This is a genomic window from Kribbella sp. NBC_01510 (assembly GCF_045040325.1).
Classification (GTDB): domain Bacteria; phylum Actinomycetota; class Actinomycetes; order Propionibacteriales; family Kribbellaceae; genus Kribbella.
In genome coordinates this window covers 82,776-103,549 of sequence record NZ_CP109418.1, presented here as the reverse complement: position 1 = coordinate 103,549, position 20,774 = coordinate 82,776, and the positions used below count along the sequence as shown (strand labels likewise).

General features: G+C 69.2%; 21 protein-coding genes. 14 read left to right on the top strand and 7 right to left on the bottom strand.

Annotation, left to right across the window (positions count from 1 at the left end; translation table 11 throughout):
- Positions 1-88: 88 nt before the first annotated feature.
- Genes OG558_RS00520 through OG558_RS00510 form a run of 3 tightly spaced genes read right to left on the bottom strand, consistent with a single transcriptional unit; the run spans position 89 to position 3,134 of the window.
- Positions 89-1,051 carry an aldo/keto reductase gene (locus OG558_RS00520; protein WP_405068451.1) on the bottom strand — a complete coding sequence of 321 codons (963 nt, stop codon included), beginning with the start codon at positions 1,049-1,051 and terminating at the stop codon, positions 89-91.
- Complete coding sequence (locus tag OG558_RS00515; RefSeq protein WP_405068450.1) at positions 1,051-1,812, bottom strand: SDR family NAD(P)-dependent oxidoreductase; 762 nt, start codon at positions 1,810-1,812, stop codon at positions 1,051-1,053. The genes OG558_RS00520 and OG558_RS00515 overlap by 1 nt, the downstream gene beginning before the upstream one ends.
- Positions 1,809-3,134, bottom strand: a complete 1,326-nt coding sequence (locus tag OG558_RS00510) for an L-fuconate dehydratase (protein WP_405068449.1) — start codon at positions 3,132-3,134, stop codon at positions 1,809-1,811. Before OG558_RS00510 ends, OG558_RS00515 begins: the two co-directional genes overlap by 4 nt.
- Before the next feature lie 186 nt (positions 3,135-3,320).
- Here OG558_RS00510 and folP point away from each other — a divergent pair, with 186 nt between their 5' ends.
- The 5 genes from folP (at position 3,321) to OG558_RS00485 (ending at position 7,227) form a co-directional block, all read left to right on the top strand.
- Complete coding sequence (gene folP, locus OG558_RS00505; RefSeq protein ID WP_405068448.1) at positions 3,321-4,202, top strand: dihydropteroate synthase; 882 nt, start codon at positions 3,321-3,323, stop codon at positions 4,200-4,202.
- Positions 4,202-4,927: a pyrimidine reductase family protein gene (locus OG558_RS00500; protein WP_329480664.1), complete on the top strand. Its 726-nt coding sequence runs from the start codon at positions 4,202-4,204 to the stop codon at positions 4,925-4,927. The genes folP and OG558_RS00500 overlap by 1 nt, the downstream gene beginning before the upstream one ends.
- A gap of 2 nt (positions 4,928-4,929) precedes the next feature.
- A complete protein-coding gene (locus OG558_RS00495) occupies positions 4,930-5,616 on the top strand; it encodes a class III extradiol dioxygenase subunit B-like domain-containing protein (RefSeq protein ID WP_405068447.1) in 687 nt (228 codons plus the stop codon).
- Positions 5,617-5,631: 15 nt separating this feature from the next.
- Positions 5,632-6,240 (top strand): hypothetical protein, encoded by a 609-nt coding sequence (locus OG558_RS00490; RefSeq protein ID WP_329480660.1) that lies wholly within the window; start codon positions 5,632-5,634, stop codon positions 6,238-6,240.
- A gap of 69 nt (positions 6,241-6,309) precedes the next feature.
- Positions 6,310-7,227 carry an alpha/beta hydrolase gene (locus OG558_RS00485; RefSeq protein WP_405068446.1) on the top strand — a complete coding sequence of 306 codons (918 nt, stop codon included), beginning with the start codon at positions 6,310-6,312 and terminating at the stop codon, positions 7,225-7,227.
- A 1,129-nt stretch (positions 7,228-8,356) separates the two neighbouring features.
- Here OG558_RS00485 and OG558_RS00480 read toward each other — a convergent pair.
- Positions 8,357-9,013 (bottom strand): hypothetical protein, encoded by a 657-nt coding sequence (locus tag OG558_RS00480; protein WP_405068445.1) that lies wholly within the window; start codon positions 9,011-9,013, stop codon positions 8,357-8,359.
- A 123-nt stretch (positions 9,014-9,136) separates the two neighbouring features.
- Here OG558_RS00480 and OG558_RS00475 point away from each other — a divergent pair, with 123 nt between their 5' ends.
- The 7 genes from OG558_RS00475 to egtD all read left to right on the top strand — a co-directional run bounded on the left by OG558_RS00475 (position 9,137) and on the right by egtD (position 15,640).
- On the top strand, positions 9,137-9,769 hold the full coding sequence (locus tag OG558_RS00475; RefSeq protein ID WP_405068444.1) for a hypothetical protein: 633 nt from the start codon (positions 9,137-9,139) through the stop codon (positions 9,767-9,769).
- A gap of 130 nt (positions 9,770-9,899) precedes the next feature.
- Positions 9,900-10,535: an ABC transporter ATP-binding protein gene (locus OG558_RS00470; RefSeq protein ID WP_405068443.1), complete on the top strand. Its 636-nt coding sequence runs from the start codon at positions 9,900-9,902 to the stop codon at positions 10,533-10,535.
- Complete coding sequence (locus OG558_RS00465; RefSeq protein WP_405068442.1) at positions 10,532-11,191, top strand: (2Fe-2S)-binding protein; 660 nt, start codon at positions 10,532-10,534, stop codon at positions 11,189-11,191. The genes OG558_RS00470 and OG558_RS00465 overlap by 4 nt, the downstream gene beginning before the upstream one ends.
- Positions 11,192-11,356: 165 nt before the next feature.
- Entirely contained in the window at positions 11,357-12,583 is a 1,227-nt protein-coding gene (locus tag OG558_RS00460) for a glutamate-cysteine ligase family protein (protein WP_405068441.1), read from the top strand.
- On the top strand, positions 12,580-13,917 hold the full coding sequence (egtB, locus tag OG558_RS00455; protein ID WP_405068440.1) for an ergothioneine biosynthesis protein EgtB: 1,338 nt from the start codon (positions 12,580-12,582) through the stop codon (positions 13,915-13,917). The genes OG558_RS00460 and egtB overlap by 4 nt, the downstream gene beginning before the upstream one ends.
- The gene (egtC, locus tag OG558_RS00450) at positions 13,917-14,678 is read left to right on the top strand and encodes an ergothioneine biosynthesis protein EgtC (protein WP_329480641.1); all 762 of its coding nucleotides are present in this window, start codon (positions 13,917-13,919) and stop codon (positions 14,676-14,678) included. Before egtB ends, egtC begins: the two co-directional genes overlap by 1 nt.
- On the top strand, positions 14,675-15,640 hold the full coding sequence (gene egtD, locus OG558_RS00445) for an L-histidine N(alpha)-methyltransferase (RefSeq protein ID WP_405068439.1): 966 nt from the start codon (positions 14,675-14,677) through the stop codon (positions 15,638-15,640). Before egtC ends, egtD begins: the two co-directional genes overlap by 4 nt.
- Positions 15,641-15,642: 2 nt before the next feature.
- On the opposite strand, the gene OG558_RS00440 is transcribed toward egtD, so the two are convergent.
- From OG558_RS00440 to OG558_RS00430, 3 genes are read right to left on the bottom strand one after another with little or no spacing between them, the layout of a single operon-like run.
- The gene (locus OG558_RS00440) at positions 15,643-16,944 is read right to left on the bottom strand and encodes an ABC transporter substrate-binding protein (protein ID WP_405068438.1); all 1,302 of its coding nucleotides are present in this window, start codon (positions 16,942-16,944) and stop codon (positions 15,643-15,645) included.
- Positions 16,945-16,958: 14 nt separating this feature from the next.
- Positions 16,959-17,885 carry a carbohydrate ABC transporter permease gene (locus tag OG558_RS00435; RefSeq protein ID WP_329480636.1) on the bottom strand — a complete coding sequence of 309 codons (927 nt, stop codon included), beginning with the start codon at positions 17,883-17,885 and terminating at the stop codon, positions 16,959-16,961.
- Positions 17,866-18,828: a carbohydrate ABC transporter permease gene (locus tag OG558_RS00430; protein WP_405068437.1), complete on the bottom strand. Its 963-nt coding sequence runs from the start codon at positions 18,826-18,828 to the stop codon at positions 17,866-17,868. Before OG558_RS00430 ends, OG558_RS00435 begins: the two co-directional genes overlap by 20 nt.
- Before the next feature lie 110 nt (positions 18,829-18,938).
- Here OG558_RS00430 and OG558_RS00425 point away from each other — a divergent pair, with 110 nt between their 5' ends.
- Both OG558_RS00425 and OG558_RS00420 read left to right on the top strand, forming a co-directional pair.
- A complete protein-coding gene (locus tag OG558_RS00425; RefSeq protein ID WP_329480632.1) occupies positions 18,939-19,988 on the top strand; it encodes a LacI family DNA-binding transcriptional regulator in 1,050 nt (349 codons plus the stop codon).
- A gap of 29 nt (positions 19,989-20,017) precedes the next feature.
- Positions 20,018-20,746 (top strand): alpha/beta fold hydrolase, encoded by a 729-nt coding sequence (locus OG558_RS00420; protein ID WP_405068435.1) that lies wholly within the window; start codon positions 20,018-20,020, stop codon positions 20,744-20,746.
- Positions 20,747-20,774 lie beyond the last annotated feature (28 nt).

Genomic DNA, 20,774 nt, shown 5'->3' with positions numbered 1-20,774 from the left:
ACTGGTGCGTGGGGACAGGCAATAACCTGTTCACGCCCACCAAAGGTCGCGGCAGCCCCCGACCTGTGCACCGAGCGCTGCGGTGGGGTTATGGCGTGGGCGCGTCCTCGCGGAGGAGGCCTGCTGACTTCAGGTCTGACCAGAGGGCTGCGGGGACCTCGGCACGGGCGAGGGTTGCGTTGGTGTGGACCTCTTCCGGGGTGCGGCAGCCCACCGCGATGCCGGCGACGGCGGGGTGGGCCAGCGGGAAGGCGAGCGCGGCGGCGGGGAGGGTGGTGCCGTGGGACTCGCAGATGTCGGCGAGCTGGTTGGCCTTGGCTACCAGGGAATCCGCGGCGGGTGCGTAGTTGAAGGTGGCGCCGGGGGCGGGGCGCGGCTGGGAGAGCAGGCCGGAGTTGAAGATGCCCACGGCAACTACCTGGACGTCGTTGGCGAGGCAGGCGGGGAGTACGTCGTCGAGGCCGTCGGGGTCGATCAGGGTGTAGCGGCCGGCCAGCATGATCGCGTCGATGTCGATCTCGTTGACGAACCGGGTCAGCATCGCGGTCTGGTTCATGCCGGAGCCGATCGCGCCGATCACGCCCTGGTCGCGCAGCTCGATCAACGTCGGGAAGGCGGTCGCGACGGCCTCGTCATAGTGGTCGTCGGGGTCGTGCACGAAGACCACGTCGAGCCGATCGGTGCCGATCCGCCGCAACGAGTCCTCGATGCTCTGCAACACGCCGTCCCGCGAGAAGTCCCAGCGCCGCCGCCGGTTCGTGTTGATCTCGAAGCCCTCGTCGTCCGTCGCCGCGCCGTCGGCCTCGTAGATGATCCGCCCGACCTTGCTCGACAGCACGAACTCGTCCCGCGGCTTGCCGCGCAGCCCGCCACCGAGCCGTTCCTCGGCGAGCCCGAGCCCGTAGTGCGGAGCGGTGTCGAAGTACCGCCACCCCTCGTCCCAGGCAGCGTTCACCGTCGCGACCGCGTCCGCCTCGCTCACCGAGCCGAGCAGATTCCCCAGCGGCGCACCGCCCAGTCCGACCCGCTGACCGTCCGGAAAGATCTTCATCACTGGGCTCGATTCGGGGCCGCCGGAAGCCGCAGGTTCTGCATCCCGCCGTCGACGGCGAGCGCCGTACCGGTCGTCGAGCCCGACAACGGGCTGGCCAGGTAGGCGATCGCGTGCGCGACCTCGTCCGCCGACACCAGCCGGCCCATCGGCTGACGCGATTCCAGGGCGGCTCGTTCGGCGGCCGGGTCCTGGGCCACGTCGAGCAATCGGCCGACCCACGGCGTGTCCGCCGTACCAGGGTTCACGCAGTTGACGCGGATCCCTTCGCGCACGTGGTCCGCGGCCATCGCCATCGTCAACGCGAGTACGGCGCCTTTGCTCGCCGAGTACAACGCACGATTCGGCAGGCCGGCGGTCGCGGCGATCGAGCAGGTGTTGACGATCGCGGCGGCCGACGACTTCCGCAGGTACGGCAGCGCGGCCCGGGTCACGCGAGCGATGCCGACCACGTTGACGTCGAGGACGCGGTGCCACTCGTCGTCGTCGTTCCCGGCGACCGTGCCCTGCGCGCCGATGCCGGCGTTGTTCACCACAATGTCGATCCCGCCGAGTTGCAGCGCCGCCGCGGCGACCGCGTCCCGGACCGAACCGTCGTCGGTGACGTCCGCGGCGATCCCGGTCAGCGGCTCGGACACGTCAGGCTTGAGGTCGAACACGACTACCCGCGCACCCCGGGACGCCAGCAGCGAGGCGGCCGCAAGTCCGATGCCTTGGGCGCCTCCGGTCACCACGGCCCGCAGGCCGGCGAAGTCCGTCACTTCCCGCTCTCCTTCGAATCAGTCAGGTCGGTCCAGATCTTGCCACTCGGGTACCGGAAGTCGGTCAGCGTCTCAGCATCCATCTCGGCGCCGAACCCGGGCCGCTCCGGCGCCACGTACTGCCCGTCCCGGATCACCACCGGGTCCAGGAAGTGCTCGTGCAGGTGGTCGACGTATTCGATCACACGATCCTCCAGCGACCCGCTCACCGCGACGTAGTCGAACATCGACAGGTGCTGGACCAGTTCGCACAGCCCGACCCCACCGGCGTGCGGACAGACCGGTACGCCGAACTTCGCCGCCAGCAGCAGGATCGCGACGTTCTCGTTCACTCCCGCGACCCGGGCCGAGTCGAGCTGCAGCACCGACAGCGCCCCGGCCTGCAACATCTGCTTGAACACCACCCGGTTCTGCACGTGCTCACCGGTCGCCACGCGGATCGGCGCGATCGCCTTCGCGATGGCCGCGTGCCCGAGGATGTCGTCCGGGCTCGTCGGTTCCTCCACCCACCAGACGTCGTACGGCGCCAGGGCCTCGACCCACCGGATCGCGTCGGCCACGTCCCAGCGCTGATTGGCGTCGATCGCGATCCGGATGTCCGGACCGACCGCCTCGCGGGCCAGCCGCATCCGGCGGATGTCGTCGTCCAGGTCCGCGCCGACCTTGAGCTTGATCTGGGTGAAGCCCTCGGCGACAGCCTCGTGACACAACCGCACCAGCTTGGCGTCGTCGTACCCGAGCCAGCCGGGCGTCGTCGTGTACGCCGGGTAGCCCCGCTCTCGCAGCAGTGCCTCCCGCTCGGAGCGACCCGCCTTCGCCGCGCGCAGGATCTCGAGCGCTTCGGACGGCGTCAGCGCGTCGGTCAGGTAGCGGAAGTCGACGAGATCGACGATCTGCTCCGGCGTCAGGTCGGACAGCAGCTTCCACAGCGGTACGCCGGCCCGCTTGGCGGCCAGGTCCCACACGGCGTTGACGACCGCGCCGATCGCCATGTGCATGACGCCCTTCTCCGGGCCGAGCCAGCGCAGCTGCGAGTCGTGCACGAGCGACTTCCAGAACCCACCGAGATCGTTCAGCGTCGCGTCCAGGTCGAGGCCGATCACGTGGTCGCGGAGCGCCTCGATCGCCGCGGTCTGTACGTCGTTGCCACGGCCGATCGTGAACGCGAATCCATGCCCTTCCAGCCCGTCGGCCGCGTCGGTCCGCAGGATCAGGTACGCCGCGGAGTAGTCCGGGTCGGTGTTCATCGCGTCGGAGCCGTCCAGGTCCAGCGACGTGGGGAAGCGGACGTCGTACGTCTCTAACTCGGTGAATCGTGGCATCAGGACCCGATCTGCGGCGGTGGGCGGACTGTCGCCAGGAATCCTATAGGATATGTGCCGATTTGGGCAGCCGTAGGGCGGATCGCGAGGCCATCACAACTGGCTGCGTCACCGGCGCTCGCGCCTGGCGGAGCAGTCGGACGCCGATGGTGATGGCCTGGGGATCCGCCGGTTAGAGTCGGTGCCGTGGCGGACGAGGGCGACGGCGTACTGCGGTTGGGGAGCCGGTCGTTCGGCGTGGGCGAATTCGCCCTGATGGCGATCATCAACCGCACCCCGGACTCGTTCTTCGACCGCGGCGCGACGTACGCGACCGACGCGGCCTACGCCGCGATCGACCAGGCGGTCGCGGACGGCGCCGACCTGGTCGACATCGGCGGCGTCAAGGCCGGGTACGGCGAACCCGTCAGCGAGGACGAGGAGCTCCGCCGGACCGTGGACTTCGTGGCCGGCATCCGGGCCCGGCATCCCGGTCTGGTGATCAGCGTCGACACCTACCGCAGCGGCGTCGCCCGCCGGGTCGCCGAGGCCGGCGCCGACCTCCTCAACGACACCTGGGCCGGCGCGGATCCCGACCTGGTCCACGCCGCCGCCGAAGCCGGGGCGGGGCTGGTCTGCAGTCACGTCGGCGGCCTCTCGCCGCGCACGGATCCGCACCGGATGGCGTACGACGACGTGGTCGCGGACGTGATCCGGACGACGACCGGCCTCGCGGACCGGGCGGTCGCGGCCGGGGTCCGGCCGGACGGGATCCTGATCGACCCGACCCACGACTTCGGCAAGAACACCCTGCAGTCACTCGAGCTGACCCGTCGCCTGGACGAGCTGGCGGCGACCGGCTGGCCGGTCCTGGTCGCGGTGTCGAACAAGGACTTCATCGGCGAGACCCTCGAGCTCCCGCCGGGACAGCGTGGCAACGGCACACTCGCCGCGCTCAGCATCTCGGCCTGGCTGGGTGCCCGGGTGTTCCGCGTCCACGACGTACCCGCGGCTCGGCAGGCGCTCGACCTGATCGCCGTACTGCGTGGCACTGCCCAGCCCGCCGGAACCCGAAGGAGCCTGGCCTGATGCGTCGTCTGGAAGACCTCTCCGACCCGGAACTGGCCGCGGTCTACCAACCGGAGGACCGGTCGGTCGCGCACCTGCGGGCGAACTTCGTCAGCAGCCTCGACGGCGCGGTCGAGATCGACGGCCGGTCCAAGGCGTTGTCGAGTGACTCCGACAGCCGGGTGTTCAGCATGGTCCGGAGGCTGGCTGATGTGGTGCTGGTCGGCGCCGGCACGATCCGCGACGAGGGATACACGCCGCTGCGGTTGTCCAAGGCGGCCCGGGAGTGGCGGACGGCCCAGGGGCTGGCCGAGAATCCGACGTTGGTGATCGTGTCGTCGCGGTTGGAGCTGAGCCCGGTGAACCCGGTGTTCCAGTCGGCGGTTCGGCCGCTCGTGGTCACCCACGCTGCCTCGCCGCCGGAGCGGCGCGAGGCCCTCGGCGAGGTGGCAGAGGTGCTGGTCCTGGGTGCGGCCGAGGTCGATCTGAAGGCGCTCGTCGACGAGTTGGCGGCGCGGGCGATGCCGCAGATCCTGTGCGAGGGCGGGCCGCATCTGCTCGGGGCGCTGACTCACGCCGACCTGGTCGACGAGATGTGTCTCGCGCTCGCGCCCCTCCTCGCCGGGCCGGGTTCCGGTCGCATCACCGCAGGGCCGGCGACGACGCTGACCCGGCAGATGAAGCTGACGTCGACGCTGTCCGCGGCTGACGACTACCTCTTCTTCCGCTACCTGCGGGAGGCGTAGCCGTGCCCGTCGTCGTCGCCGCGGTCTGCCCGCACCCACCCCTCCTGGTCCCCGAGGTGGCGTCCGGAGCCGCCCCCGACCTCGACGACCTCCGAGCCGCCTGCCTCGCCGCAATCGACCAACTGTCCACCGCGTCCAGCGTGCTGGTCGTCGGCGCCGCGGCCGCCCGCGCCACCTACCCAGCCGCCGCGGGCGGCTCGTTCGGACCGTACGGCGCACCCGGCGTGCGCATCGGCACCGGCGACCCAGTCCTGCCGTTGTCGTTGGCGGTCGGGGGTTGGTTGCTCGAGCAGACCAAGGCTGCTCAACTGCCCCGCGCGTACCTGGCCGTGCCCATGGACGCCACCCCGGCCGAGTGCCGGCAACTGGGGCAAGAAATTGCTGACGGCAACGATCGGATCGGCCTGCTGGTGATGGGTGACGGCTCGGCCCGACGGAGTGAGCACTCGCCGGTCCACCTCCACCCGAGAGCCGAGATCTTCGACACCACGGTCGCAACCGCCTTGCAGCACAGGGATCTCGACGTACTGAATGCCCTCGACCCGGACCTCGCCGTCGAACTGCAGGCCGCCGGCCGAGCCCCCTGGCAGGTACTCGCGGGCGCGCTCACGGCGACCACCTTGACGGGCGACCTGACCTACCACGCCGCGCCGTACGGTGTCGGCTACTTCGTCGCAAGCTTCACCTGACTGGATACTGTCCGAGTGGCTGAGGAGCGCGCGGGGTATCGGCGGTCGGCGAAGTCGCCGCGCGGTGAGGCGCGGCGGCGCGAGCTGCTCGACCGCGTCGCCGACGAACTCGGCGTCAACGGTCTGGTCGACTTCTCCCTCCGGCGGGCGGCGCGCGCGGCCGGTACGACGCACAAGGTGCTGCTGTATCACTTCGACGGACCCGAGGACCTGCTCACGCAAGCCGTTCTCCAACTCCGCGAACGCCGGATCACCCGCGGAATGGCAGCCGCGACCGCGGGCCCGGCCGATCGATCGCTCGCGGACCGGGTCCGATCGATGTGGCCGGCGCTGATCGGCGAGGAGTCGTGGGTCCTGGACCAGGCCATCGGCCTCGCGATGTACGACGCGGCGCGGTACGCCGACCTCGCGCGCTCGGCCTCGAGACAGTACATGCCCGCATTGCTGTCGATCTGTCCCGCGGACTGGCCTGAGCAGCGCAAACGTGAGGTCGCCGAGCTGATCCTGGCCACCTTGCGTGGGTTCCTGATCGAGTGGCGGACGAGTGGTGATGCGGACGGCATCGACGCCGGGTTCGCCGCGATGGTGCGAGCACTCGAGCGCGAGGAGTCCGCCGGCGACTGAAGGGGCGTGGGTCGGCCCCGGCGGCGTACCCCTATGGACAGTTTGCGAACCGCATGGTTCACTTTTGGTATGCGCGAGAAAGTGAGCTTCCTTAGTGCCGGCGTCGAGTGCGCGGCCTGGCACTATCCAGGGTCGAACGGCGGCTGCGTGATCATGGCCGGCGGATTCGGCGTGACGAAGGAACCGGGCACGGACCGGTTCGCAGAGCGGTTCGCGGCGGCCGGGTTCGACGTACTGGCGTTCGACTACCGCAACCTCGGTGAGAGCGGCGGCGAGCCGCGCCAGGTCGCCCGGATCGCCGACCAATTGGACGACTGGCGGGCCGCGATCGCGTTCGCAGCCACGCTTCCAGGGGTGGAACGCGTGGGCATTTGGTCGTTCTCGCTGTCCGGCGGCTACGTCCTTCAGTTGGCCGCGGAGCATCCGGACGTGACGGCCGCGATCGCGCAGTCGGCGAACGTGGACGGCCCGGCCGCGAGCCGCAACGCGTCCCGCTACCAGACGCCGCTCACGGCACTGCGGCTGATCGGACGCTGCATCCTCGACACGCTCGGCGGCCTCGTCGGTCGGCCGCCGAAGCTGGTCGCCCTCGCCGGACCGCCTGGCACGGTCGCGCTGCTCAACACACCGGATGCCCAGTTCACCAACGAGGCGCTCGACCCTGAAAACCAGTACGACTGGCAGCAAGCCATCGCGGCGCGCTCAGTCTTCGCAGCCGCCGTCTACCGCCCCGCCAAGTACGCGAGTCAGGTCCGCTGCCCACTGCTCTTCGTGGTCTGCGACGACGACCAATCAGCCCTCGCCGCGCCGGCCCTCGCAGCCGCCGCCCAGGCCCCCACCGCCGAAGTCCTCCGCGTCCCCGGCGGCCACTACGCCCCCTTCCTCGACGCCCACGAAACCGCAGTCGAAGCCGAACTGACCTTCCTCAACCGCCACCTAACCACCCACCCCGCTCCGTCCGAATCCCCCCTCCACCACTCCGCCTGACACCGCCACCTGTCCGGGTGCCCGCCTGACCCCACCCGCCACGCCCAACCGCGTGGACATTGCAGGGGATAACGCCCGAGCTGGTTGCTTGCGCGCTCCGATTCTGAGTGGGCAACCATCCAGCTCAGGGGCGATCCGGGGCTCCGGTCGGTTCCGTGGGTGTTGCCCGTGCCGTCGACCGGATCGCCAGGCCATCACAACGAGGCGCGGACGAAGGTCTCCCACGGATGACCGCAGCGTCTCGGCGATTGTGATGGCCTGCAGGTCCGCCACACCCCGCCGCGCGGCGGTGGCGGGTCTGGTGATGCCGTGCCGCGGACCGGACGTGCACCACTCACAGCAGCGCGGTGCCAGCGAAACCCCGCTCGGCTGGGGGCAGTCGGCGGCCGCCGGACCGGGTTGGTGAGTGTGCCACGTCCGCCCAGGTCGCGACCCGCGGGCGGCCGGGGCCAGGCTGGGGAGGATCTCCCACCCGATCCGGGATCCGATCCGGGACGAGATCGTCCCCGCCCCGGCGGCAACCGACAGAGCAGGGCCAACTGCCGGGATGCGACGGAGGCGAACGAACCAACCACAGACGCGTCAGAAGGGCCGGATATCCCCTCAGCTGGAGGGTTGCCCACTCAGATTCCGAGGGGGCAACCCCCGAACTCGGGGGGCATCCCTCCGATTCGTGTCCTCTGGTCTCGTACACCAGCGGACCCAGCATCCGCACGGAGATCCGCTCCACCGTCCGGGCGCTGTACGGCGGACGGGGGCGCGGACACCTTGTCGGGACTTGCGACAGCTCATAACTTGTCCCAGGTCCCGATACGTTGTCCTAGCCCCCTGCGGCTGTCGAAGTCCCCGGTCGCCGTACGCCGCCAGTGGTCCCCGATTACAGGTGCGGCGCCAGCGGCCCCCGGTTTCAGGTGCGGCGCCGCGGCCCCTGGCTACCCCGTAGGCCACCTGCGGTTCCCGGTTACCTGTGCGGCGCCGGCGGTTCCCGGTTACCTGTGCGGCGCCGGCGGTTCCCGGTTACCTGTGCGGCGCCGGCGGTTCCCGGTTACCTGTGCGGCGCCGGCGGTTCCCGGTTACCTGTGCGGCGCCGGCGGTTCCCGGTTACCTGTGCGGCGCCGGCGGTTCCCGGTTACCCGTGCGGCGCCGGCGGCTCGACGGGGACGGCGGGCCACCGCGGCGCGGTCGCCGCCAGATCAGGTCGTCCAGCAGCCACCAGTTGGTCGGCCAGTTCGTCGCGGGCTGTCTGTACGACGGCGACCGCGGCGTCGGCGGTTTCGTGGGGACCCGACCAGTTGCAGGTCGCGTCACCGGCATACCAGTCGCCGGCGGCCGAGCGTCGTACGTGCGAGGCGGCGAGACGGGCCGCGGGGAGGTTGGTGCCGGCGAGCTGGATGACGGCGTCGACCGCGACCACCTCGGCGTCGAGGTCGAGGATCGGCTGCAGTTCCACCGCATCCGTCAGCACGAACTCGTATCCGGCCGGAGCGCGCTCACCCAGCCAAGCCAGCGCCTCCTCGACCGTCGCCCGCAAGAGCCGCGCGTTGTCCGGATCCGCCAGCGTATGCACGCCACAGAGCCGCGTATGCGTCGGCCGGAGTTCGTTCTGCCACAGCCGGACCTGCAGCTCCTCCCGCCCCGACAACCGCCGCCCAAGAATTCGCGCCAGCCCCACCACGTCGAAGTTCAGCTCATCCGGCGTCCGCTTCCGCCCCGCCTCGAGCGGCTCACCGACCCGCGTCCCCCGCGTAGTCCAAGCACCCACGTGCCACCTGGTCAGAGCCGCCATAGCCAAGACCCTAAACGTCGTCACTCTTCGCTGTGGACGTGCTCACGGTTTTGGTCCATCGTTGAGCATCACACCGGTGGCCGGGGGGCATCGGGCACGACACGTCACGTGGGGGGAACCACTGTGAGCCGAACGACGACGACTCCGCCTGCCGGAAAACCGTACGAGAAGAAGCAGTGGGCCTGGCACCGGCATCCGGCGCTGATCGCCGCCATTCCCGCCGTCTTCGCGGTGATCGGCAGCGCGCTCACCATTGTCCTGGGCCGGGCTGACGCCTTGCCCAACGCCATCAACCCTGCCCCGCCGCCGACCACGGTCCTGACGACGCAGACAGCGACGACGACCACGACGGCGACGGTCACCGAGACCGTCACGGAGACGCCGGCCGTCCAGATCACGGACCCCGGGACTACTAGTACGCTGCCGGCCCTCGCTCCGGGCAGTCTCGCCATCACCGTGCTGATGAGCGCCAACGGCAAGATCGGACCGCAGGAGTACCGCGCCGGCGCGATCCCGACTGCCGTCGCCCAAGTGCTCGACGAGAGCGGGCACTACCCGGACACCGGCTGCTACCCGACCTGGGTGCTCAAGCGCGGATCCGCCGTTGTGAAGACCGGGCGGAGCGGGTCCTGCCATGAGACTTTCTACCTCTCCAGCGACTCACTGGAGGTCCGCGGCATCTATCACCTGACGGTGTCCGTCGTGACCGATGCCGGCGCCAAAGGCTCCAAGACCGAGGACTTCAAGGTGACCTGATCAGGCGGACTTGGCCGGGGCCGGTACGTTGAAGGTCTTGGTCAGGTCGGTGAGGATGGTCCAGGCGCCTTGGAGGCCTGCCGCTGTGGTCGGGCCGAACGGGTCCGGCAAGTCGACCCTGCTGCGTGGGATGAGCAGACTGCTGATTCCGCAGAGCGGTCAGGTGCTGCTGGACGGCAAGGACATTCACAAGCTGCCGGCGCGTGAACTGGCCCGGCAACTCGGTGTGCTGCCGCAGGCTCCGGTGACACCGGAGGGGATCACTGCGGCCGAGTTGGTGTCGCGGGGGCGCCATCCCCACCGCGGACTCTTCGGGCGGCTGACCGCCGAGGACGACGAAGCTATCGACGAGGCCCTCGAGGCTGTCGAGCTGACCGAACTGCGGGACCGGCCGGTCGACCAGTTGTCTGGTGGTCAGCGGCAGCGAGTGTGGATCGCTATGGTGCTGGCCCAGGGCACGCAACACCTGCTGCTGGACGAGCCCACGACGTACCTGGACCTGGCGCATGCCGTCGACGTGATGAACGTGGTCCACGCCGCGGCGACGTCGGGCCGGACCGTGGTCGCGGTGCTGCACGACCTCACCCTCGCCGCGCAGTACGCCGATCACCTGGTGGTGATGGGGAGCGGCCGGATCGCGGCCGAGGGCCGTCCGGTCGACGTACTGACCGAGAACCTCCTCCACGACGTTTTCGGGTTGCGAGCCACCGTGGTCGAGGTCGGGGGAGCGCCCGTCGTCGTACCGGATCGTAGGCTGGCTGGGTGACCCACTCCGTCAGCGGACTCGCGGACATCCTTGCGGATTCGGTGCCCTGGATGTCCGTGCGTACGGCGGGCTCCGTGCCCGGACCGGAGTGGGTGTCGTGTGCGGAGCTGGTCGCGGAGCAGTTGGCCGGAGGTGATCCGACGTACGGCTGGCGCCAAGCCGCAGCGGATGACTATGCGCGGGACTACGCCATAGATCCGCCTGAGCAGGTCGCCGCGATGTTCACGCTGATGTGGTACGTCCAGGTGCCCGCACTGGTGGCGGGAGTGACAGCCGCGGCGACCGGTGTCTCACCCGAGGTGTCGCCGTCCGCTCTGGCGTTCAGGCGACACCCGACCGCGCACTATCCGACCGAGGTCGCATTGCTGTCGACGGAGGTCATGCCACTCGCCGCAGCCGCAGAGCAACTCAAAGCACACACCACGGCCTTCCTGGAGTCTTACGAGCCCGGTGTGAAGCTTGGCTCGCTGCAGCGCTTCGGTGCCGTCGACGACGAGGTGCGGGCCGCGATCCGGTTGCCGGACGAGGCGCCGTACGCCGAACAGGCCGCCAAGGCGTTCGGGGTGTCGCTGGAGCAGAAGCTGCGGACGTCCTGCTGCTACTTCTACGTGCTGCCGAAGGTGAACGCCTGCACCACCTGTCCGCGCTTCCGCTGAATTTCGCTCTGAGCGGAACGACCCCCGCCCGTCCGGATCCGGCCGGAAAACTGTCGGTGGCGCCGGGAAACATGGCGGGCATGAATCGTCAACTGTCCCAGGTGTCACCGACGGGTAATCCCACGTCGGTTGTCCGACCCCGGGTCCGGGGTTAGGTTCGCTGGCGTGACCTCGTCCGGTGGTTCTCCGGCGACGACTCCGATCGGCTCCCGGGCCGAGGCGGAGGGTTATGTCGCGATGGTCTGTTTCAAGCACGGTCCTCCTCGGCTGTACGGCGTCGAACTCGAGTGGACCGTGCATCACGCGGAAGATCCGCACCGGCCGCTCGACGCCGGCCACTTACGCAAGGCCCTGGGCGTGCACGCGCCCCCGACCCTGGTCAGAGACAGCCCGCAACTGCCGCTCGGCCGGGGCGCCCTGGTCACCGTGGAGCCCGGTGGACAGGTAGAGATCTCCGGCCCCGCGTCGGACTCGATCCCGCAGCTGATCGATGACACCGCCGCCGACGCGGCCGAGCTCACGGCTCTCCTTCTCGATGCGGACCTCGTTCCGGGCGACCACGGCCTGGACCCCTTCCGCACACCTCGCCGCATCCTCACCGTCCCGCGCTACGCCGCAATGGAACACGCCTTCCAGCGCCTCGGCCCGCATGGCCCACGGATGATGTGCAGCACGGCCGGCCTCCAGGTCTGCCTGGACGCCGGCGAAACGGACCAGACCGCACAGCGCTGGCGCGCGCTGCACGATCTCGGTCCCGCGCTGGTCGCCCTGTTCGCGAACTCCCGCCGCCGGGCCGGCGCGGACACCGGCTGGGCCTCCGCCCGGACCGAGGCGACCTTCGGCACCTGCGCACCATTCACCGAGCCGCCACCACTCGACGGTGATCCCGCCGCCGCCTGGGCGCGGACGGCGATGGAGGCGCCGGTGCTGTGCTTCCGCCGCGGCGACAGTTGGGACGCGCCGGACGGACTGACCTTCGGCGCCTGGGCGGACGGACAGCTGCCCGGCGACAGGCCGACGTACGACGATCTGGACTATCACCTGTCCACGCTGTTCCCGCCGGTTCGCCCGCGCGGGTATCTCGAGGTGCGCTACCTCGACGCGCAGTCCGGCGACGGGTGGATCGCCCCGACCCTGCTGCTCACCGCGCTGATGTCCGACCCGGCCGTGATCGACCGCGTGCTGGCCGCGGCCGAGCCCGCCGCCGGTCGCTGGTTCCCCGCGGCCCGGGAGGGGCTGGAGGACAAGTTGGTCCTGCAGGCCGCCCGCGACGTGGTCGACCTGGGCACCGAGGTGCTGACCCGCACCGGCGCGGACTCCGAACTCACCGATGCGGTCGCAACCCGGCTGCATCGCATCGTCGACGACACCCAAGGAAGGCGAGCCTCGTGAATCACCAACTGTCCGAACTGTCTCCGGAAGGCCTGCGCACGTTTGTGGCTGAGCAGCTCGAGCGGTCCCGGGCCCGGACGGTGCAACTGACTGACGCGGTCGACACCGACGACCTGGTCAAACAGCACTCCAAGCTGATGTCGCCGCTGGTCTGGGACTACGCCCACGTCGGCAACCAGGAGGAGCTCTGGCTGGTCCGCGACGTCGGCGGCCGTGAGCCGCTGCGCCAAGACATCGACGAGCTGTACGACGCGTTCATGCATCCGCGGGCGGATCGGCCGGCGCTGCCGCTGCTCGGTCCGGCGGAGACGCGGTCCTATGTGACCGAGGTCCGGGACAAAGTCATGGACGTCCTGGACCACGTGAAGTTCGACGGCGGCCGCGAGCTGGTGGACAACGCCTTCGCGTTCGGGATGATCACGCAGCACGAGCAGCAACACGACGAGACGATGCTCGCGACGCACCAGTTGCGTGTCGGTGCGCCGGTGCTCGACGCGCCGCCGCCCCCTCCCGGTCGCAAGCTGGCTGCCGCCGAGGTGCTGGTGCCCGGTGGCGTCTTCGAGATGGGTACGTCGATCGAGCCGTGGGCCCTGGACAACGAGCGACCGGCGCACGCTGTCCGGGTGGCGCCGTACGTGATCGACACGGCGCCGGTGAGCAACGGGGACTATCTGCGGTTCGTGGTCGCCGGTGGTTACGAGGATCCGCGGTGGTGGTCCGAGGCCGGGTGGGCGCACGTGCGGAAGGCGTCGCTGGTCGCGCCGCGGTTCTGGGAGCTCGCCGACGGTGAGTGGTGGCGACTGCGGTTCGGGCATCGGGAGCGGTTGCCGTTGGACCAGCCGGTGATGCATGTGTGCTTCTACGAGGCCGAGGCGTACGCGAAATGGGCCGGGAAGCGGCTGCCGACCGAGGAGGAGTGGGAGTTCGCGGCGCGGTTCGACCCGTCGAGCGGCCGGACTCGGCGCTTTCCGTGGGGTGACGACAGCCCAGGCCCGCAGCACGCCAACCTGGGCCAACGGCATCTCGCGCCGGCGCCGATCGGGGCGTACCCGGCCGGTGCGTCGCCGCTGGGAGTCGAGCAGCTGATCGGCGACGTCTGGGAGTGGACGTCGAGCGACTTCACGCCGTACCCAGGGTTCCGCGCGTGGCCGTACGACGAGTACTCGCTGGTGTTCTTCGGGCCTGACTACAAGATCCTCCGCGGCGGCTCGTTCGGCACCGACGAGGTCGTTGCCCGAGGCACCTTCCGGAACTGGGACTACCCGATCCGCCGGCAGATCTTCGCCGGCTTCCGCTGCGCCCGCGACCCCCGGCCCGAGGAGCTGAACGCCTGATGTGCCGTCACCTCGCCTACCTGGGCCCGCCGGTCACGCTGGCCTCGCTGGTCCTGGAGCCGTCGCACTCACTGTTCGAACAAAGCTGGTCGCCGCAGGACATGCGCGGCGGCGGTTCCGTCAACGCCGACGGCTTCGGCCTCGGCTGGTATCCCGAGGGCGATGCCACCGTGTCCGGCGGCCCGGTCCGGTACCGGCGGCAGGTGCCGATCTGGACCGACGAGAACCTCCCTGGCCTGGCCGGCTCGATCCGGTCCGGTGCCGTCGTCGCCGCCCTCCGGAACGGGACCGTCGGGATGCCGTACGGCCAGGCGGCGGTCGCGCCGTTCATGGCCGGGGACTGGTTGTTCAGTCACAACGGACTGATTCCCGGCTGGCCGGAGTCGACGCTGAAGCTGGCCGAGCGACTCCCGGTCGCCGAGCTGCTCCGGCTCGACGCGCCGGTGGACTCGGCGCTGCTGTGGGCGCTCATCGCCAACCAACTGTTCGGCGGGATCCCGCCGGCCGATGCGGTGGCGGCCGTCGTACCGGAGGTGGAGGCGGTGGCGCCGGGATCGCGGCTGAACATCCTGCTCACAGATGGCGAGCAGTTGGTCGCGACCACCTGGACCCATTCGCTGAAAGTACGCCGGACCGCCGACTCGGTGACCGTCAGCTCGGAGCCGTTCGGTGCCGGCGACTGGGACGACATACCGGACCGCTCGCTGCTCGTGGCCACCGCCACAACGCTGCACATCACCCCGCTGGAAGGACAAGAGTGACCCTCATCGACGTACATCTGACTCCGGACTATGCGGCCCGCGCGTTGCGGGACGACGTCCGGGCGGGGCTGACCGCGGACCCGAAGTGGCTGCCGCCGAAGTGGTTCTACGACGCCCGCGGGAGTGAGCTCTTCGAGGAGATCACGCGGCTGCCGGAGTACTACCCGACCCGCGCCGAGCGCGAGATCCTGCAGGCCCGGTCCGGCGAGATCGCCGCCATCACCAAGGCGCACACGCTGGTCGAGCTCGGCTCCGGATCGTCGGAGAAGACCCGGCTGCTGCTCGACGGGTTGCGGGACCGCGGCACGCTGACGACGTTCGTACCGCTGGACGTCTCGGAGTCCGCGCTGCGGGAGGCGGCTGATGCGATCAACGCCGACTACCCGGCGCTCGACGTCCACGGCGTCGTCGGCGACTTCACCGCCCACCTCGACAAGCTCCCCGGCGACCCGCCGCGCATCGTCGCCTTCCTCGGCGGCACCATCGGCAACCTGCTCCCGGCCGAGCGCGAGACCTTCTACACCTCGATCCGCGAAGTCCTCGAACCAGGGGAGTGGCTCCTCCTGGGCACCGACCTGGTGAAGGACCCAGCCACTCTCGTCGCCGCGTACGACGACAGCGCAGGCGTCACCGCCGAGTTCAACAAGAACGTCCTGCGAGTGATCAACCGTCAACTCGGCGCGGACTTCGACGTCGACGCCTTCAGCCATGTGGCGATCTGGGATCCCGAGAACGAGTGGATCGAGATGCGGCTGCGCGCCGACCGCGCCGTCAGGGTTCTCATCCCCGAGGTGCACCTCGAGATCGAGTTCGCCGAAGGCGAAGAGCTCCACACCGAGATCTCCGCCAAGTTCCACCGCCACGGCGTGGAGGCAGAACTGGACAAAGCGGGCTTCACATCGGCCGCGTGGTGGACCGACTCCGAAGCCCGCTTCGCCCTGTCGCTCTGGCAAGCCGTCTGACGTCAGCCGGCTGACTTGATCAGGCCGTTGATCTTGTCGATATAGGCAGGCAGGTCGGTGATCGGCTTCTTACCGCTCAGGATGGGCTGGTAGTTGGCCGTCGTCAGGTCACCGACCTGCTGGGCCCACTGCGTGGTGAACCGCACGCCGACCGTCTTCTCCGCGCCCAGGTCCGCCTTGACCGTGTCCACCACCGTCGCCTGCTGTGCCTTCGTCAACGCGTCGAAGTAGCTCGCCTGCGCCGGGGTGTACGCGGGCGGCGCGACCGGCGAGGCCGGCAGGACGGCGTTCCACACGTTCGTGTTCAGGTACTCGAGCACCTTGAACGTGGCGTCCTGGTCCTTCGTGTACTGCGGGGTGCAGATGCCGACCGAGTCGTACAGGGTCGTCGGGGTGTCGACCTGCGGGAACGGAGCGAACCCGTACTTCACCTTCGGCTTGTCGGTCTGGAACCCGGCGGCCAGCCACTGCCCGCCGAACATCATCGGCACCTTGCCCGCGGCGAACAGCGACTGCACGTTCGCGACGTCGTACCCGGGCGGCGAGACCGAGCCGCTCTTGATCGCGTCGGCCAGCTTCTGCACACCCTCGGTGTACTTGGCGTCGGCCTCGGCCTTGGTTGGGTGGTTCACGTTGTCGGTGAACGGCGCGCCCCCGGCCGAGACGGAGTACAGGCCCATCGTGAACGGGCCGTCGGCGGAGGTGAGGTTGTCGGCGACCAGGCCGTACTTCGCGCCGTTCTTGTTCGCCAGCTTCGCGGCCGCGGCGTACATCTCGTCCCAGGTCCAGCCGGCCTTCGGGACCGGCAGGCCGGCGGCGGTGAACGCGTCCTCGTTGTACCAGACGCCGTACGTGTTCATCAGCGACGGCAGGCCGCCCATCTGGCCGTCGGCGGTCTTCCAGTTCTCCATTGCGGAACCGACGAACTTGTCGGCCTTGAAGTCGCCGTCGCCGTCCTTGATCTTGCTGCTCCAGTCGACCAGCAGCCCCTGCGAGGTGTACTGCTGCTCGGTGTCGTTGCCGCACCAGAACAGATCCGGCAGCTTCTTCGCCTGGGTCAGCGACGCGAGCTTGTCGCCGAAGTTGCCGGCCGGGGTGTCGAGCAGTTGGACGGTGATGTTGTCGTCCTTGAAGTCGGCCAGTGCCTTCTTGATCGCGGCATTGGTCTGGGCCGACTCCCAGGTCATCACGGTCACGGTGACCGGGCCACTGCTCGAGCCGCCGCCGGAGTCCGAGCCGCTGCAGGCCGTTGCCGCCAGCAACCCGGCGCAAGCCAACGATGTGATGATGAAGGTGCGTTTCACTTCGAACTTCCCCTCTATTTCTGGGTCGTGCTGCCGAGCGCGCCGAGACCCTGGATGAAGTAGCGCTGCGCGGCGAAGAAGACGATCAGCGGCGGCAGCATGTAGAGCAGGTTCGTGGCCATGTAGAAGCTCCAGTCCGGCGTCTTCCCAGCGAACGGCGAGATGAACGACGCCATCCCCACCGACAACGGCCACTTGCCGGACGAGTACAGGTAGACCAGCGGGTTGAGGTAGTCGTTCCAGGACGCCTGGAAGGCCAGGATCGCCATCGTCAACCAGGCCGGCCGGGTCAGCGGCAGCATCACCTGGGTGAAGATCCGGAAGTGCCCGGCGCCGTCGATCTTGGCCGCCTCGTCGATCGAGTACGGGATGGCCAGGAAGTACTGCCGGGCCAGGAAGATGAAGAGCGGGTTCCCGCCCAGGAACGCCGGCACGATCAGCGGCAGCCAGGTGTCGTACCAGCCGATGCTCTTGTACAGCTGGAACAGTGGGATCAGTCCGACCACACCGGGCAGCAGCATGCTCCCGACGAACAGGTAGAACCACACCTTCCGGCCCGGGAATCGCAACCGGGCCAACGCGTAGCCGGCCATCATCGCGGTCATCACTCCGCCGAGCACGCTGAGCGCGGTGATGATGACCGAGTTCAGCAGCAGCCGTGGGAAGTGGATCGCCTTCGGCCCGTTGACGAAGTTGCTCCAGGTCCACTCGTGCGGCAGGAGCTTCGGCGGGATGTCGAACACGGCGGTCCGGCTCTTCAGTCCGATCGTGATCATCCACAGCAGCGGGACGATCATCACCGCGCAGACGAACAACGCGACCACGTACCAGGACGTCGTACCGACGAGGCGGGGCTTCTTCTTCGCCGGCGGCGCGATCGGGCTGGGAGCGGGCTGTTCGACGTCGGTCAGGACAGCGGTTTCAGTCGGGAGTGTTGTCACTGTACGTCCAGAGCGAGGAGAACTTCGCGGTCAGGGCGATCACGGCGATGATGATCACGAACAGCACCCACACCTGCGCCGACGCATAGCCCAGTTGGGGAATCTGGCCCAGGTTCGGGAAACCGTTCTTGTAGATCGACAGCATCAGCACGTTGGTGCTGAATCCCGGCCCGCCGTTGGTCAGGATCTTCGGCTGGTTGAACGTCTGCAGCGCCGCTGTGGTCTGCAGGATCACCTGCAGCAACATGATCGGGCTGATCATCGGCAACGTGATCCGGAAGAACACCGACCACGGCCCGGCGCCGTCCACCCGGGCCGCCTCGTACAACTCGTTCGGCACCGACTGCAACGCGGCCAGGAAGATGATCATCGTGCTGCCGACGCCCCACAGCATCACCAGTACTACCGAGGGCATCGACATCGCCGGGCTCTGCAACCACAGGCTGGTCGGCAGTCCCAACCGGTCCAGGACCGTGTTCAGCAGCCCGACCTGCGGATCCAGGATGAACTTCCACAACGTGATCGTCGCGACCGCCGGGAGTACGACGGGCAGATATGCCAGCGTCCGTACGACGCGAACGCCTGCGAACCGCTGGTTGCAGAACATCGCCAGCGCCAGCCCGATGACCAGCGACAGCGGCACGTAGAGGAGCACGAGGTACCCGGTCGCGCGCAACGCCGGCCAGAACGCCGGGTCGACCGTGAACAACCGGCGAAAGTTGCCCAGGCCAATGAACACGGGGTCGACCAGACCGTTGTACTTGGTCAGCGCGAGGTAGAACGAACGGATCAGCGGGTACGCGACGAAGACAACGAAGCCGATGATCGCCGGGGCGATGAACAGGTACGCCGCCTTCACGTCGGAACCGGCGTTCCGGCTCATCCCGCCGCTGGGCCGGCCGGGCCGCCGGACGCCGCTTCTGAGGGGAGAGACCCTGCTCATTCTTCCCTCGCTGCGCTCGAGGAAGAACTCATCCTGCCTCCTGGACGGTAACGTTTCCAACGTCTTACTGTTGGGTGACGATGCCGTGTCGTGAAAAGGAAGTCAACCCCGTGTCCGAAACGTTTCCAAACAGACCAGAGGCCGCCCGGCCGACGATGATCGACGTCGCCCGGCGGGCCGGCGTCGGGCTCGGCACGGTGTCCCGGGTGGTCAACGGCGGGCACGGTGTCCGGGACGAGACCGCGCAGCGGGTCCGGACCGCGATCGAGCAGCTCGGGTTCCAGCGCAACGAGGTGGCTCGCGCGCTCCGGCCGGGCAAGAAGTCGTCGAGTCTCGCGCTGGTGCTGGGCGACCTGACCAACCCGTTCTACGCGACGATCGCGAAGGCCTCGCTCGAGGTCGCCGGGCAGTCCGGGTTCGCCGTCGTCCTGGGCAGTGTGGACGAGGATCCGGAGGGCGAGAAGCGGGCCATCCAGGAACTGGTCAGCCGGCAGGTCGCCGGGCTGATGATCGTGCCGGACCAGGGGGATCACTCGTTCCTGGTGGGCGCCGGCGTACCGGTGGTGTTCGTGGACAGGCCGGCCACCGGGATCGACGCCGACATCGTGATGGTCGACAACGAGGGCGGCGGCCGGCTGGCCGCCGAACACCTGCTGGGGCAGGGCCATGAGCGGATCGCGATCCTGCTGGCGCCGTCGTACTACACGACCGGGCGACGGCTGCGCGGTTTCCGGCGAGCGCATCGGGCTGCCGGGATCGACGTCGACGAGTCGCTGGTCGTCCAGTTGCCCGAAGGCAACGCCGAGGCCGCCGCCAAGGCGACTCGCGAGGTGATGCTGCGGCCCGATCCGCCGACCGCGATCTTTGCCTCGACCAACTTCCTCACCGAGGGTGTGCTGCGGGCTTTGCGCCAGCTCGGCCGGGAGCCCGCGGTGGTGGGTTTCGACGACTTCCGGCTGGCCGACATGTTGCCGACGCCGGTCACGGTTGTTGCCTCCGACATCGCCGAGCTCGGCCGCAGCGCGGCGCGGCTGCTGCTGGACCGGGCGTCGGGTGCGGACACTCGACCACCGCAACGGATCGTGTTGCCCTGCGCCCTGATCCAGCGCGGCTCCGGCGAGCGCGCACCGGATTCTGCTCCGAAGAGAAATCCTCAGTGAGCCGTGCACGCGGTGGCTAGGGTCGAGACATGTACTACGAGTCCTTCGGCGAGGGACGGCCGATCATCTTCCTGCCCGGCTGGGGTGGCGACAACGGCGAAGGCCGCGACATCCACGAGCCCGTGTTCGAACGGCGTCGCGGGTGGCGGCGGATCTACGTCGACCCGCCCGGCACCGGTAAGTCTCCGGCGGACCCGTCGATCACGGACCAGGACGGCATGCTCGCGGCGATCCTCACGCTGATCGACGAACTGGTCTGCGACGAGCGCTTCGCGCTGGCGGGTACGTCGGCCGGCGCCCTGCACGGCCGCGGCATCGTCAAGCGCGACCCGCCCCGCGTCCTCGGCCTCCTGCTGCGCGTGCCCGGCATCGTCGTCGACCGCACCAAACGCACGCTACCCACCGACGAGTATCTGGTCCGGACTCACGAGTGGGAGGACAAGGATCGCCGGTACTACGACGCGGTCGACTCGATCGCCGATCTCGACTTCCTCGGCCGAATCCAGGCCGACGTCAGCACCTACGGGTTGAGCGAGGACCCGGCGGCCCGGTTCGAGGGACCGACGTTGATCGTCACCGGTCGCCAGGACACCATCACCGGGTACGCCGATGCCTGGTCGATCATCGACGACTACCCGCGCGCGACGTACGCCGTCCTCGACCAGCAGGACCACGGGCTTCCGGTCCGGCGCCTCACGGCGTACCGGGCGCTGGTGGACGACTGGCTGGATCGCGTGGAGGAGCACCTGGACGCGTGAGGGGCGGAACGCGCGTCCAGGTGCTCTC

Excerpts from the sequence above, each read along its gene's own strand:
- OG558_RS00520 (WP_405068451.1), bottom strand. The coding sequence starts at position 1,051 with ATGAAGATCTTTCCGGACGGTCAGCGGGTCGGACTGGGCGGTGCGCCG.
- OG558_RS00510 (WP_405068449.1), bottom strand. The coding sequence starts at position 3,134 with ATGCCACGATTCACCGAGTTAGAGACGTACGACGTCCGCTTCCCCACG.
- OG558_RS00500 (WP_329480664.1), top strand. The coding sequence starts at position 4,202 with ATGCGTCGTCTGGAAGACCTCTCCGACCCGGAACTGGCCGCGGTCTAC.
- OG558_RS00485 (WP_405068446.1), top strand. The coding sequence starts at position 6,310 with ATGCGCGAGAAAGTGAGCTTCCTTAGTGCCGGCGTCGAGTGCGCGGCC.
- OG558_RS00480 (WP_405068445.1), bottom strand. The coding sequence starts at position 9,013 with ATGGCGGCTCTGACCAGGTGGCACGTGGGTGCTTGGACTACGCGGGGG.
- OG558_RS00470 (WP_405068443.1), top strand. The coding sequence starts at position 9,900 with ATGAGCAGACTGCTGATTCCGCAGAGCGGTCAGGTGCTGCTGGACGGC.
- egtC (WP_329480641.1), top strand. The coding sequence starts at position 13,917 with ATGTGCCGTCACCTCGCCTACCTGGGCCCGCCGGTCACGCTGGCCTCG.
- OG558_RS00430 (WP_405068437.1), bottom strand. The coding sequence starts at position 18,828 with ATGAGCAGGGTCTCTCCCCTCAGAAGCGGCGTCCGGCGGCCCGGCCGG.
- OG558_RS00420 (WP_405068435.1), top strand. The coding sequence starts at position 20,018 with ATGTACTACGAGTCCTTCGGCGAGGGACGGCCGATCATCTTCCTGCCC.